The following is a 13148-nucleotide window of genomic DNA, read 5'->3' as shown; positions in this document are numbered from 1 at the left end:
GCAGGTCAGATACGACCGCCGGTGAGCCGGGTGATCGGGCCCTGGACCTGGCGGCCGGAGCGGCGGCCGACCGCGTAGGAGGCCGCCGTCAGGGCGGTCAGGCCCGCGCCCACACCGGCGGCGACGAGCTTGCGGTGGGCGATCACGGTCATCGCGGTCTTCGCGGTGGCGGCCACCTGGCCGGAGGCCTGCACCACCGCCTGGCGGCCCGCCTCGACACCCTTCACGGCGCTGTGCACGGCACTGTTGGTGCTGTCGGCGGCGCGCTTGGCCGCGTCGGCCGCGTGTCCGGCCCCGGCCTTGGCGGACGACGTCGCGCCGTCCATCTTGACCGCGGCCGTCTTCGCGGACGCGGTGGCCGGTGCCGTCGCCTTGCCGGCGGTCCGACGGGCCTTGGCAGCGGTCGTCTCGGCGGACGCGGAGTTCTGGTTCGGGTCCTTGTTCGGCTGAGTCATGGAAACCGCGTTGCCGTTCACCGCCGAGGCAAACACATCACGTGAGGGAGGGATCCCCGGCCGTCGGCCATTCCCCCGCATGGCATAAGATCGCTTTATGAGGTCATAGACCCGACCCGCGTACCTGGTAAGGGTTACCTTAGTTTAGGGTTGCCGGCGAGAAGCTTTTCTTCCGCTCGAAGGGAACCTGAACATGCCCCGCCCTCTGCGGGTAGCCATTGTCGGAGCCGGACCCGCCGGGATCTACGCCGCCGACGCGCTGCTGAAGTCCGACGTCGCCACCGAGCCCGGTGTGTCCATCGACCTCTACGAGCGGATGCCCGCCCCGTTCGGACTGATCCGTTACGGCGTGGCCCCCGACCACCCCCGCATCAAGGGCATCATCACCGCCCTGCACCAGGTGCTCGACAAGCCGCAGATCCGCCTCTTCGGCAACGTCGACTACCCGACGGACATCAACCTGGACGATCTGCGCGCGTTCTACGACGCCGTGATCTTCTCCACGGGCGCGACGGCCGACCGCGCGCTCGACATCCCCGGCATCGACCTCGACGGCTCCTACGGCGCGGCCGACTTCGTCTCCTGGTACGACGGCCACCCGGACGTCCCGCGCACCTGGCCCCTGGAGGCCGAGAAGGTCGCCGTCCTCGGTGTCGGCAACGTGGCGCTCGACGTCGCCCGGATCCTCGCCAAGACCGCCGACGAGCTGCTGCCCACCGAGATCCCGGCCAACGTCTACGAGGGCCTGAAGGCCAACAAGGCGCTGGAGATCCACGTCTTCGGCCGCCGCGGCCCCGCGCAGGCGAAGTTCTCCCCGATGGAGCTGCGGGAGCTGGACCACTCCCCCAACATCGAGGTCATCGTCGACCCCGAGGACATCGACTACGACGAGGGCTCCATCGCGACCCGGCGCGGCAACAAGCAGGCCGACATGGTCGCCAAGACCCTGGAGAACTGGGCGATCCGCGACATCGGCGACCGCCCGCACAAGCTGTTCCTGCACTTCTTCGAGTCGCCCACCGAGATCCTCGGCGAGGACGGCAAGGTCGTCGGCCTGCGCACCGAGCGCACCGCCCTCGACGGCACCGGCAACGTCAAGGGCACCGGCGAGTTCAAGGACTGGGACGTCACCGGCGTCTACCGCGCGGTCGGCTACCTCTCGGACAAGCTGCCCAAGCTGCCCTGGGACGTCGACTCGGGCACCGTCCCCGACGAGGGCGGCCGGGTCATCGAGGAGACCGGCGCGCACCTGCAGTCGACGTACGTCACCGGCTGGATCCGGCGCGGTCCGGTGGGCCTCATCGGGCACACCAAGGGCGACGCCAACGAGACCGTCTCCAACCTCCTGGACGACTTCGCGAACGGGCGGCTGCACGAGCCGTCCGCGCCCGCCCCTGAGGCCGTCGACGCGTTCCTGGCGGAGCGGAACGTGCGCTTCACCACGTGGGAGGGCTGGTACAAGCTCGACGCCGCCGAGAAGGCGCTGGGTGAGCCGCAGGGCCGTGAGCGCGTGAAGATCGTCGAGCGTGAGGACATGCTGCGCGCGAGTGGCGCGTAGCGCTCCGCTGACGGGCGGGGGGAACTGCGGACCGTGGTCGAGCTGCGGCTCGTCCGTGGCTGGTCGCGCAGTTCCCCGCGCCCCTCGACAGGGGCCTGCGGCCCCATCGACGGCCGTGCGCCGCTCGTGGGCATAAGCTCGGTCAATGGCCAAGTACTACGACGTGCACCCCGACAATCCTCAGCCGCGTGCCATCGGGCAGGTGGCCGACAGTATTCGTCAGGGTGGGCTCATCGCGTATCCGACGGACTCCTGCTTCGCGCTCGGGTGCCAGCTGGGCAGTCGTGACGGCATCGAGCGGATCCGTACGATCCGGCAGCTCGACGACCGTCACCACTTCACCCTGGTGTGCGAGAACTTCGCGCAGCTGGGCCAGTTCGTGCACGTCGACAACGACGTGTTCCGTGCCGTGAAGGCGTCGACACCGGGCAGTTACACCTTCATCCTCCCCGCGACGAGGGAGGTGCCCCGCAAGCTGCTGCACCCCAAGAAGAAGACCGTCGGTGTGCGCATCCCCGACCACCGGGTGGCCCAGGCGCTCCTCGCGGAGCTGGGTGAACCGCTCGTCTCCAGCACGCTGCTGCTGCCCGACGAGGAGGAGCCGCTGACGCAGGGCTGGGAGATCAAGGAGCGCCTCGACTACCTCGTCGACGCGGTGGTGGACTCCGGCGACTGCGGCACGGAACCGACGACCGTCATCGACTTCTCCAGCGGCGAGGCCGAGATCATCCGCAAGGGCGCGGGCGACACCGCACGGTTCGAGTGACCGCCGGGGCGACGGGCCTCAGGTCTGTCGCAGCGGCTCGTACGCCTCGGCGCTCAGGCCGAACGTCCAGGCCACTCCCTCCCGGGCCGTGGTCGTGGTGGGCGGCACCCGCAGCCAGTAGGTGCGGCTCGTGCCGTCCGGCTCCGGTGTGGAGTTGACGACCTCCACCATCACCACGTCCTCGTCGCCGGGCAGGGCTATGCGCCACAGCACGCCCGTCTCGTCGCGGTGCACCGGCTGTGCGCCGGACTCCTCCAGGTAGCGGTCGTAGCCGTAGAACTCGAGCATCACGCGGCGCAGTTCCGCGTTCTCCTCGGCCCTGATCAGCTGCGGGGTCAGGGTGCCCAGCCGATCGAGGAACTCACCGGGGACGGGCAGCCCGCGCCAGGCGTGCAGGGCGAAGCCGTCGGAGAAGGCGAGCGCGGGTCCGTCGCCGCGGTCCAGCCGGCCCGCCTCATCGCGGTGCAGTTCCACCGGCCGTTCGGCGACGATCGCGACATGCTCGTACGGCCACCACCAGCCGGCCGTGCGCGCCACCTCCGCCAGACCGTCCAGCTCGGGGGCCGCGTCGAGGGCGGCGAGCCAGGCCGCGTCGTTCTGGCCGAGGACCGCGTCCAGGAGGAGCAGCCGGATGCCGGTCTCCTCCTTGCGGCCGGTGGGGGCCATCGTCTCGACGATGCCGGTGCGGACGCGGTCGACGAGAGGCCGGGTGGTCTCCCAGAGGTCGGCGCCGGTCGCCCGCCAGTGGTCGCCCCAGCCGGTGGGGCCCAGTCGGGTGTGCAGCGCGGCGCGCGCGGAGGCGACCGGTCTGTTGCGGACGGCGTCACGCACGCTCGCGCCGGTCGGGGGAAGCGCCTCGCCGTCCTCCGGGGCCGCTCCCGAGAGCAGTCGGACCGCCGCCAGGGGCGAGCGGGCCCACACGATCCGCTCGGGCTCCGCCAGCCCCGCCCGCCGGTACGCGAGCCGCACGCCCGCCTCGGTCCGCGCCCGGTCGCCCGCCCCGGTGGCCGCCGCCACCGCCCGCCAACTCGCCTGTTCCGTCACGCCGTTCCTCCTGAAGATCCTGATCCCTGTCCCAGCGGCCGCCGTCCGTCACGGCCGCCCCGCCCCTGCGGCCGCCACACGTCCGGCCGCCCTGCCCCCGCGCCCCCACGGGTCAGTCGGCGACGATCCGCACCGAACCCGGCACGTACTCGCGCTGGCGTATGACGCGGTACCAGCCCTTGGGGAGGCTGATCGCGGCGTGCTCCTCGTGGACGACGCGGGCGCCCTCCGGCACGTGCAGCAGCATCGGACCGAACACGCTCGCCTCGCGGATCAGGCGGCCGGGGCCGACCACGGCGTGCGCGTGACCGGTGACCTCGCCGAGGGCGAGGACGAGCCGGCCACGCCCGTCGCGCGGCTCCGACGCGGCGTCGAGCGCGCCCCGGGGCACGGCGCTCTCCGCCAACGGCGCGATGAGGACGTCTCCTTGCCGGTACATGGGTCTCCCTCCCGTCGGGCACTCCTGGTGCCACGAGACGACCGTAGGGGCAGCCACTGACAATCGGTCCCGCACGGCCGTTCGCCGGGGCGAGCGCGGGTGTTCGTCCACAGGACAGGGGTCCGCCGCACACGGTGTCAGTGCGGCTTGGTAGAACTCCCCTACCCGGCGCCGCTGTGTGCTCCGGGTGCGCAGCGGGCGGACCGGGCAGGGACCCGGCATCCGTCCATGGACTTGGAGCGAAGGGGCGGGCGCGCATGACCATCGGGAGCCATCTGGAGGAGTTCCACGACCTGCCGGTCCACCGCTTCCCCACGTCGGTGAAGGACCCGCGGGGCGCCGCCCACCTGCCCGCGCCCGAGTCGGTGGCCTGGAGCATCAGCGTGGGCTCGTACGACAGCGAGGAGGCCTGGGAGGAGGCGTTCGCCCGCTTCCTGGCGTCGGTGGACACCGAGAAGGTGCGGGCGCTGGTGGTGGGCGCCTGGAGCGACGCCTACGACAACGGGCCCGAGGAGATCATCGAGGCCCTGGTCGCGGCGAAGGACCGGCTGCCGTCGCTGCGCGCGCTGTTCCTCGGCGACATCGTGATGGAGGAGTGCGAGATCTCCTGGATCAACCAGGGGGATGTGGGCCCGCTGCTGAACGCCTTCCCGGAGCTGGAGGAGTTCGGGGTGCGCGGCGGCCAGGGGCTCGTCTTCCCGGCGCTGCGGCACGAACGGCTGCGGTCGCTGACGGTGGAGACAGGCGGCATGCCGGTGGAGGCGGTCCGGGGTGTCGCGGGCAGCGATCTGCCGGCCCTCGTCGAGCTGGACCTGTGGCTGGGCACCTCCGAGTACGGCGGCGACAGCGAGGTGGCCGACCTGGCGCCGATCCTCGCGGGCACCCGGCTCCCGGCCCTCAAGCATCTGGCGCTGCGCAACAGCGAGATGCAGGACGACATCTGCGCGGCCCTGGCCGCCGCCCCGGTGGTGGCCCGCCTCGACGTGCTGGACGTGTCGATGGGCGTCCTCACCGACGACGGCGCGACCGCCCTCCTCACCGGTCAGCCGCTCACCCACCTCAAGACCCTGGACCTGCACCACAACTACCTGAGCGCGGCCGTACGCGACCGCCTGCGCGACTCCCTGGAGGCCGAGGGCGTCCAGGTCGACGTCGACCCCGACGACGCCGAGTCGGACGAGGAGGAGGACGGCACGGTGTGGCGGTTCGTCGCGGTGGGCGAGTGAACACGTAGGAGTGCGGGGGTTCTTGGACGAAGGGGGGCGGTGTGGCCGGTTGGACCGGTGCGACGGGCGCGGGGCCGGGCCCGTACAGGTGGGTGGTCGTCGGGAACGGGGAGAACCGTCGCGTCGGGTTGTTCGTCGCGGCGGCCGAGGCGGCCGGTGTCGGGACGCCACGGATCGTCGAGTGGCGGGACGTGCTGCGCGACGGCGGCCACGAGTTCGCCGACGACGAGATCGTCCGGCTGGACTCGCCGGGTGAGAACGCCGAGGTGGACCGGCTGCTGCGAGGCGTCGACGACCCGACGCGGGTGGAGGGCTCGGCCACCTGGTACGACCGCTTCCTGGCCGCCGTGGGCTCCCTGCGGGGCGGGGTGCGGCTGGACGGTCCCGCGGACCTGGCGGTGCTGTTCGACAAGCGACTGTGCCACGCCCGGCTCGACGCGGCCGGGGTCCCGGTGCCGCCGTCGCCCACCTCGGGCGACACACTCGCGGTGCGCGGCTGGGACGACGTACGGGCGGTGATGCGGGACCACGGCATGCCGCGGGTCTTCGTGAAACCGGCCCACGGCTCCTCCGCGTCCGGTGTGCTGGCCGTCGAGTCGTCGGCGAGCGGACGGCTCCGGGCCACCACCTCGGTGGAGGTGGCCGCCGACGGCGGTCCGTACACCCCGCCCCGGCTGCACAACTCGCTGCGGGTGCGGCGCTACTCGGACGAGCGGCAGATCGCCGGCATCGTCGACGCCCTCGCGGCCGACGGACTGCACATCGAGCGCTGGCTGCCGAAGGCGTCCGCGCAGGGCCGGTCCGCCGATCTACGGGTCCTGGTCGTGGCGGGGCGGGCCACGCACGCCGTCGTCCGCACCAGCCGCTTCCCGATGACCAACCTCCATCTCGGCGGGGCACGGGGCGATCTGACCTCCGTCGTGGACGCGGCGGGCGACCGCTGGCGGCAGGCGCTGGACATCTGCGAGCGGGCCGCCGCCTGCTTCCCGGACACGCTGTCCGTCGGGGTGGACCTGCTCCCGGCGATCGGCTGGCGCCGGTTCACGGTGGGCGAGGTCAACGCGTTCGGCGATCTGCTGCCCCGGCTGACCGGCCTGCCGGGCGGCCCGGCGGAAGGCCTCGACACCTACGCGGCACAACTCGCGGCGGTACGGCGCGCGATGCTCCCGACGCCCACGCACCACCCCCAGGCAAGGAACGACCATGCACGCTTCTGACCGGGCCGGCACGGCCCAGCGGCCCTCCCCGACCGCCCCACCGCCCGACATGAACGAGGTGGTGGGCCGCGACGACCTGCTGCTGCTCACCCTCGACACCCTGCGCCACGACGTGGCGGAGCGGCTCGTGCGGGAGGGCCGGCTGCCGAACCTGGCCGCCCGGCTGCCGGGCGGCACCTGGGAGAAGCGGCACGCGCCCGGCAGTTTCACCTACGCGTCGCACCATGCGATGTTCGCCGGGTTCCTGCCCACCCCGGCGGCGCCGGGACCGCATCCCCGGCTCTTCGCGGGCCGGTTCGCCGGCAGCGAGACCACCGAGGGCCGCACCTTCGTCTTCGACACCCCGGACCTGGTCTCGGCGCTCGCCGCGCACGGCTACCGCACGGTCTGTGTCGGCGGTGTCGGCTTCTTCAACAAGCAGGGCGCGCTCGGCAGTGTCCTGCCGGGCCTGTTCCAGGAGAGCCACTGGGAGCCGGAGTTCTCCGTCGCGTCACCGACGTCGTTCGAGTCCCAGGTGGCCCGCGCCGAGCAGGTCGTGGCCGAACTGCCCGCCGACCGGCGGCTGTTCCTCTTCCTCAACGTCTCGGCGCTGCACCAGCCCAACTGGTTCCACCTGCCGGGCGCCACCCGTGAGGCGGGCGACAGCCTGGCCACGCACGCGGCGGCCCTGGAGTACGTCGACCGGCACGTCGGCCGGCTCTTCGCCGCGATGAGTTCACGCCGCCGCTGCTTCGCCGTCGTCTGCTCCGACCACGGGACCACCTACGGCGAGGACGGTTACACCGGGCACCGCCTCGGCCACGAGGCCGTGTGGACCGTCCCCTACAGCCACTTCTTCCTGGAGCCGTCCGCATGACCGTGACCGCGCCGCTGGTCCGCCCCTACCAGCACTACGTGTACGCCTACCCGCACAAGACGGCGTACCGGAGGCTGCCCGGCGGCCCGTCGCTGGCCGAGCTGTGGGCCGGGGAGTCACGGCAGGCGCTGTCGCTGTACGCGCACATACCGTTCTGCGAGGTGCGGTGCGGCTTCTGCAACCTCTTCACGCGGATCGGCGCGCCCGACGGGCTGACCGGCCGCTATCTCGACGCCCTCGAACGGCAGGCGATCGCGGTGCGGGAGGCGCTCGGGGACGCGGAGCCGGTGCGGTTCGCGAACGCCGCGTTCGGCGGTGGCACCCCGACCTATCTGGAGGCCGCGGAGCTGGAGCGGCTGTGCGACATCGCCGAGCGGCACATGGGGGCCGACCTGCGGGCGATCCCGCTGTCGGTCGAGGCCTCCCCGGCCACGGCGACCGCCGACCGGCTGTCCGTGCTGGCCGAGCGGGGCGCCACGCGGCTGAGCCTCGGTGTGCAGAGCTTCGTGCCGGAGGAGGCGCGTGCGGCCGTACGACCGCAGCGGCGGTCCGACGTGGAGGCGGCGCTGGCACGGATCCGGGACGCCGGCGTGCCCGTCCTGAACATCGACCTGATCTACGGCATCGACGGGCAGACGGCGGCCAGTTGGCGGGTGTCGCTGGACGCGGCCCTCGCCTGGCGGCCGGAAGAGATCTACCTCTATCCGCTGTACGTCCGGCCGCTCACGGGCCTCGGCCGGAACGCCGACCCGGCGCTCGCGGACCGCGAGTGGGACGAGGCCCGGCTGCGGCGCTACCGGGAGGGCCGCGACCACCTCCTCGCGCACGGCTACGAGCAGGTGTCCATGCGGATGTTCCGCCGCGCGGACGCCCCGCCGCAGGGCCCGGACGATCACGCCTGCCAGACAGACGGCATGATCGGCCTGGGTTGCGGCGCCCGTTCGTACACGTCGACGGTGCACTACTCCTTCGACTACGCGGTGAACATGAGCCAGATCCGCACGATCATCGACGACTACACCACCACCGAGGACTTCTCCCGGGCCGTGCACGGCCGGGTGGTCGACGAGGACGAGGCGCGCCGCCGCCATCTGCTGCAGTCGCTGCTCCAGGCGCGGGGGCTGCCGGTGGCGGACTACCGGCGGCGGTTCGGATCGGACCCGTACGCGGACTTCCCCGTGGAGCTGGACCTGCTGGCCGCGCGCGGCTGGCTGGCGGACACGGGTTCCGACCTGCTGAAGCTGTCCGCCGAGGGGCTGGCTCACTCGGACGCCATCGGCCCCGAGTTCTTCTCCCCCGCCGTCCGCGCGGCGATGGCCGCGTACGAGCTGAAGTGACGGCGCCCGTGGACCTGACGATCCTCTACCGGGGCCCGCTCGCCTCCTGCGACTACGACTGCCCCTACTGCCCGTTCGCCAAGCGCCGCGACTCCACGGAACAGCTACGCGCCGACCGCGCGGCCCTGGACCGTTTCACCGCCTGGGCCCGGGACCGGACCGGCGACCGGCTCTCGGTGCTGTTCACGCCGTGGGGCGAGGGGCTGGTGCGCTCCTGGTACCGCAAGGCCCTGATCGAGCTCTCCCACGAGCCGCACATCGACCGGGTGGCGATCCAGACGAACCTGAGCTGCCGCACGGAGTGGCTGTCCGAGGCGGACCCGGACACGGTGGCCCTGTGGTGCACCTACCACCCGGGGCAGACGCCGTACGAGAGGTTCCTCGGCAAGGCGCTCCGACTCGCCGCGGACGGGATCCGCTTCAGCGTGGGGATCGTCGGCCTGCCCGAGCATCTGGAGCACGCCCGACGACTGCGCCGGGAGCTGCCGGAGCAGGTGTACCTCTGGGTGAACGCCGCCGAGGGACACACCTACACCGACGAGGAGGCCGCGCTCTGGACCGAGTTGGACCCCCTCTTCCCCTTCAGTCGCCACCCGCACCGCTCGGCGGGCCGTGCCTGCCGTACCGGCTCCACGGTCGTGTCCGTGGACGGGGAGGGCACGGTACGGCGCTGCCACTTCGTCAAGACGGAACTGGGCAACCTGTACGACGGATCGTTCCGCACGGCGCTCGCCCCCCGCCCCTGCCCGTTGTCCGTCTGCGACTGCCACATCGGCTACGTTCACCTCGAAACGCTGCCCCTGTACGACGTCTTCGCGGGCGGCGTCCTGGAACGCGTGCCGACGCCGGCGGCGCGTCGAGGAACCGAAAGAGGAACCGAAAGGCGAGTGAGTCCATGACCTCAGCGGTCAACAGCGGTCCGTGGGTACGGCGTTACCGGCCCGCGCCGGAGGCTGCCGTGCGGCTGCTGTGTCTGCCGCACGCGGGTGGTTCGGCGAGCGCCTACCACCCGATGGCGCTGGCGCTCGCCCCGGCGGCCGATGTGCTGGCCGCGCAGTACCCGGGGCGCCAGGACCGTTTCGCCGAGCCGCCGTCGGAGAGCGTGCGGGAACTGGCCGAGCGGATCGTCGGGGCCGTCACCGGCGACGACGACCAACGGCCGCTCGCCCTCTTCGGGCACAGCATGGGCGCACTGGTCGCCTACGAGGCGGCGCTGGCACTGGAGGCGGCCGGGCGGCCCCCGGTGCGGCTGTTCGTCTCGGGGCGCCGCGCTCCCTCCACGGCCCGGACCGGCCCTCGGCTGCACCTCGGCAGCGATGCCGAACTGCTGCGGGCGGTGCGCCGGTTGGGCGGCACCGACGGGCGGGTCTTCGACGACGAGGAGCTGGTGCAGCTCGTGCTGCCGGCGCTGCGCGGCGACTACAAGGCGCTGGAGACGTACGAGCCGCGCCCCGACGACCGGCTGGCCTGTCCGGTCACCGTCCTCACCGGCGACGCCGACCCCGTGACGCCGGTGGCGGAGGCGCGGGCCTGGAGCGGCCACACCGACGGACCGACCGAGCTGTGTGTGTTCCCCGGCGGCCACTTCTACCTCAACGACCGGCCGCAGGAGGTCGTCGACGTCGTACGCCGGCACCTGGGGCTGTAGCCGGGCACGGCCGACGGAAGGCGCGGCCCCGAACTCTGGGTACCTGGGCCTCACACCCGCCAGCTGTACCGTCGCTCCGGGCGCCCGGCCACGCCGTAGCGCAGGGAGACGTCCGCGCTGCCGGAGCTGTGGAAGTACTCCAGGTAGCGGCGGGCGGAGACCCGGGAGATGCCGGTGAGGGTGGCGCACTCGGTGGCGGAGAGGGTGCCGTCGGCGGCGCGCAGGGTGGCCTCGATCAGTTCGGCGGTCTCCACGCTCATGCCCTTGGGCAGGGCGCCGGCCGTCGACGCCGGGGCGGAGGCTCCGGCGAGCACCCGGTCGATGTCGGCCTGGCCGCGGACGACGGTGGTGAGCAGTCGGCCGCGCTGGGCGGCGTACCGCTGGAGCCGGGAGCGCAGCTCCTCGAACTCGAAGGGCTTGAGGAGGTAGTCGACGACGCCGTGGCGGACCGCGCCGCGCACGCTGTCGGCCTCCCGGGCGGCGCTGATGACCATGACGTCGCAGTCGTGTCCGGCGGTGCGCAGCCGGGGTATGACGTCGAGCCCGAAGCCGTCGGGGAGGTAGAGGTCGAGGAGGACGAGGTCGGGACGGAGTTCGTCGACGGCGGCGACGGCCTGCTCGCCGGTGCTGGCGACGCCGACCACGTGGAACGGCTCGACGCGTTCGACGAAGGTGCGGTGGACCCGGGCCACCATGAAGTCGTCGTCGACCACGAGCACGTCGATGGTGCCGGGCGGGCTGCTCGGGGCGGACGGCCCGCCGCTCGTGCCGGGCGGGCTGCTCGTGCCGGTCATGGTGTCGCTCCTTCCGCCACCGCGTCGGCGAGGTGGCTGACGGTCATGCGGGCGGTGAACATGGCCCCGTCGGGGGTGTTGGTCACCGAGATCTCACCGCCGTGGCGTTCGCAGACCAGGCGGGTGAGGGCCAGGCCGATGCCGCGTTCGCCTTCCCGGGCGGCCTTGGTGGTGAAACCGTGGGAGAAGACCTCACGGGCGAGTTCGGGGGCCACACCGGGGCCCGAGTCGCGGACGACGATCTCCACGCTGGAGGCGTCCTGCCGCAGTTCCACCTCGACCCAGGCCTCGCGGGCGTCGGCGCCGGCCCAGCGGTCGGGGTCCTCGGGCGCGGTCGTGGTGGCGGCCGCGTCCACGGCGTTGTCGACGAGGTTGCCGACGACGGTCGCCACGTCGGCGGCGTCCTCGGGGGCGAGCCGGTCGAGGTTGGTGGCGTCGGAGATCCGCAGGGTGACCCGGCGTTCGGCGGCCAGCGAGGTCTTCGCCGTGAGCAGGGCGGCGACGGCGGTGTCGCGGACGCGGCGGCTGAGGGTGACGTCGAGGGAGTGGCGGTGGCGGCTCAGCGCCCGGATGTAGTGGACGACCTCGTCCTGCTCGCCGATCTGGATGAGGCCGGAGATGGTGTGGAGCTGGTTGGCGAACTCGTGGGCCTGGGCGCGCAGCAGCTCGGAGGAGCTGCGGAAGGAGCCGATCTCTCGTTCGAGGCGGGCCAGTTCGGTGCGGTCCCGGAGGGTGGTGACGGAGCCGAGGTGGCGGCCGTCCTTGGTGACGGTCATGCGGTTCATCACCAGGACCCGGCCCCGGCGGATGACGACCTCGTCGCGCTGGTGGGGCGTCTCCGCCTGGGCCCCGGCCAGGACGTCCCGCAGCCGTCCCTCGACGCCGAGGTCGGTGAGGCTCTTGCCGACGCAGTCCTCGGGCAGGTCCAGCAGGCGCCGGCCCATCTCGTTGACGAGGGTGAGCCGGTGGTGGGGGTCGAGGGCGATCACGCCCTCGGCGATGCCGTAGAGCATGGCCTCGCGGTGTTCGGCGAGGCCGGCGATCTCCTGGGGCTCCAGGCCGAGGGTCTGCCGTTTGACGCGGCGGGCGAGCAGCCAGGAGCCGACGAGGCCGAGGCCGCTGGCGATGCCGAGGTAGGCGAGGAGGTAGGAGGAGGCGCCGCTGAGGCGTTGCCACACGGTCGGGGAGGCCTCGCCGATCATGACCGTGCCCAGCAGCAGGCCGAGGTTGTCGTTGGTGGTCGCGCCGAGCACGGGGACCTGGGCCACGAGCTCGCGGCTGCCGTCCAGGGTCAGTGAGCCGGACCAGCCCCGGCCCGCGACGGCGCCCTCGCCCACCGGCATCGGGTCGCCGATCGCCGTGGGGTCGGTGGAGCTGACGATCCGGCCGTCGGCGTCGGCGACGGTGACCGAGGTGACCCCGGACTGGGTCTGGGTGGAGTTCACCAGGGGGGCCAGCGCCTCGTGCGCGACGGGCCGCGCGAGACGGTCCCGGACCAGCGGGTTGGCGGCGAGCTGCTCGGCGAGCGCGGTGACCCGGCGGCCCTCGACGCGGTTGAAGGTCGCCGCCGACTGCGTGAGCGAGACCGCCGCGACCGCCAGCAGCACCACCACGACGATGGCGAGCTGGAGGACCAGCATCTCGCCTGCGAGGGTATGGCGACGGAACACCACGACGGACTCTTCTCTCGTGCCGACGCCGTCCCGGGCGCCGCTCCTGTCTGTACCGGACGCCGCGTCGGGCGTCCCACTTCTCGGTGCCGGCACCACGCCGGGCGGTCCGCGGCTCGGGCGCCGCCCTGTGCGGTG

General features: G+C 72.8%; 13 protein-coding genes. 8 read left to right on the top strand and 5 right to left on the bottom strand.

Going from position 1 to position 13148, the window contains the following annotated elements:
- Positions 1-5: 5 nt before the first annotated feature.
- Positions 6-491: a hypothetical protein gene (locus L3078_RS41815; RefSeq protein WP_239759452.1), complete on the bottom strand. Its 486-nt coding sequence runs from the start codon at positions 489-491 to the stop codon at positions 6-8.
- A 157-nt stretch (positions 492-648) separates the two neighbouring features.
- On the opposite strand from L3078_RS41815, the gene L3078_RS41810 reads away from it, so the two are divergent.
- Complete coding sequence (locus L3078_RS41810) at positions 649-2013, top strand: FAD-dependent oxidoreductase (protein WP_239759451.1); 1365 nt, start codon at positions 649-651, stop codon at positions 2011-2013.
- A gap of 145 nt (positions 2014-2158) precedes the next feature.
- A complete protein-coding gene (locus L3078_RS41805; RefSeq protein WP_152173297.1) occupies positions 2159-2779 on the top strand; it encodes an L-threonylcarbamoyladenylate synthase in 621 nt (206 codons plus the stop codon).
- A gap of 18 nt (positions 2780-2797) precedes the next feature.
- On the opposite strand, the gene L3078_RS41800 is transcribed toward L3078_RS41805, so the two are convergent.
- Together L3078_RS41800 and L3078_RS41795 are read right to left on the bottom strand one after the other, a co-directional pair.
- Positions 2798-3823, bottom strand: coding sequence for a DUF6745 domain-containing protein (locus tag L3078_RS41800; protein WP_239759449.1), 1026 nt, complete (start codon positions 3821-3823; stop codon positions 2798-2800).
- 112 nt (positions 3824-3935) lie between these two features.
- Complete coding sequence (locus tag L3078_RS41795) at positions 3936-4262, bottom strand: hypothetical protein (protein WP_086797801.1); 327 nt, start codon at positions 4260-4262, stop codon at positions 3936-3938.
- A 257-nt stretch (positions 4263-4519) separates the two neighbouring features.
- On the opposite strand from L3078_RS41795, the gene L3078_RS41790 reads away from it, so the two are divergent.
- The 6 genes from L3078_RS41790 to L3078_RS41765 are packed head-to-tail and all read left to right on the top strand — an operon-like array spanning position 4520 to position 10546.
- Positions 4520-5488 carry an STM4015 family protein gene (locus tag L3078_RS41790; protein ID WP_239759445.1) on the top strand — a complete coding sequence of 323 codons (969 nt, stop codon included), beginning with the start codon at positions 4520-4522 and terminating at the stop codon, positions 5486-5488.
- Between the two features lie 41 nt (positions 5489-5529).
- A complete protein-coding gene (locus L3078_RS41785; protein ID WP_239759444.1) occupies positions 5530-6705 on the top strand; it encodes an STM4014 family protein in 1176 nt (391 codons plus the stop codon).
- Positions 6706-6754: 49 nt separating this feature from the next.
- A complete protein-coding gene (locus L3078_RS41780; RefSeq protein WP_239760702.1) occupies positions 6755-7561 on the top strand; it encodes an STM4013/SEN3800 family hydrolase in 807 nt (268 codons plus the stop codon).
- Positions 7558-8898, top strand: a complete 1341-nt coding sequence (locus L3078_RS41775) for an STM4012 family radical SAM protein (RefSeq protein WP_239759443.1) — start codon at positions 7558-7560, stop codon at positions 8896-8898. Before L3078_RS41780 ends, L3078_RS41775 begins: the two co-directional genes overlap by 4 nt.
- 8 nt (positions 8899-8906) lie before the next feature.
- Complete coding sequence (locus tag L3078_RS41770; RefSeq protein ID WP_239760700.1) at positions 8907-9797, top strand: STM4011 family radical SAM protein; 891 nt, start codon at positions 8907-8909, stop codon at positions 9795-9797.
- Entirely contained in the window at positions 9794-10546 is a 753-nt protein-coding gene (locus tag L3078_RS41765; RefSeq protein ID WP_239759441.1) for a thioesterase II family protein, read from the top strand. Before L3078_RS41770 ends, L3078_RS41765 begins: the two co-directional genes overlap by 4 nt.
- Before the next feature lie 50 nt (positions 10547-10596).
- Here L3078_RS41765 and L3078_RS41760 read toward each other — a convergent pair whose 3' ends face one another.
- Entirely contained in the window at positions 10597-11340 is a 744-nt protein-coding gene (locus tag L3078_RS41760; protein ID WP_239759440.1) for a response regulator, read from the bottom strand.
- The gene (locus L3078_RS41755) at positions 11337-12980 is read right to left on the bottom strand and encodes a sensor histidine kinase (protein ID WP_239759436.1); all 1644 of its coding nucleotides are present in this window, start codon (positions 12978-12980) and stop codon (positions 11337-11339) included. The genes L3078_RS41760 and L3078_RS41755 overlap by 4 nt, the downstream gene beginning before the upstream one ends.
- Positions 12981-13148 lie beyond the last annotated feature (168 nt).

The organism is Streptomyces deccanensis (assembly GCF_022385335.1).
Taxonomy (GTDB): Bacteria; Actinomycetota; Actinomycetes; order Streptomycetales; family Streptomycetaceae; genus Streptomyces; species Streptomyces deccanensis.
The sequence above is the reverse complement of the archived record's forward strand: the minus strand, read 5'-3'. Positions and strand labels throughout refer to the sequence as shown.

What these genes read in the sequence shown, in the direction of transcription:
- L3078_RS41755 (WP_239759436.1), bottom strand. Translation starts at nt 12,980, where the DNA reads ATGCTGGTCCTCCAGCTCGCCATCGTCGTGGTGGTGCTGCTGGCGGTC.
- L3078_RS41760 (WP_239759440.1), bottom strand. Translation starts at nt 11,340, where the DNA reads ATGACCGGCACGAGCAGCCCGCCCGGCACGAGCGGCGGGCCGTCCGCC.
- L3078_RS41765 (WP_239759441.1), top strand. Translation starts at nt 9,794, where the DNA reads ATGACCTCAGCGGTCAACAGCGGTCCGTGGGTACGGCGTTACCGGCCC.
- L3078_RS41810 (WP_239759451.1), top strand. Translation starts at nt 649, where the DNA reads ATGCCCCGCCCTCTGCGGGTAGCCATTGTCGGAGCCGGACCCGCCGGG.
- L3078_RS41790 (WP_239759445.1), top strand. Translation starts at nt 4,520, where the DNA reads ATGACCATCGGGAGCCATCTGGAGGAGTTCCACGACCTGCCGGTCCAC.
- L3078_RS41795 (WP_086797801.1), bottom strand. Translation starts at nt 4,262, where the DNA reads ATGTACCGGCAAGGAGACGTCCTCATCGCGCCGTTGGCGGAGAGCGCC.
- L3078_RS41780 (WP_239760702.1), top strand. Translation starts at nt 6,755, where the DNA reads ATGAACGAGGTGGTGGGCCGCGACGACCTGCTGCTGCTCACCCTCGAC.
- L3078_RS41775 (WP_239759443.1), top strand. Translation starts at nt 7,558, where the DNA reads ATGACCGTGACCGCGCCGCTGGTCCGCCCCTACCAGCACTACGTGTAC.
- L3078_RS41805 (WP_152173297.1), top strand. Translation starts at nt 2,159, where the DNA reads ATGGCCAAGTACTACGACGTGCACCCCGACAATCCTCAGCCGCGTGCC.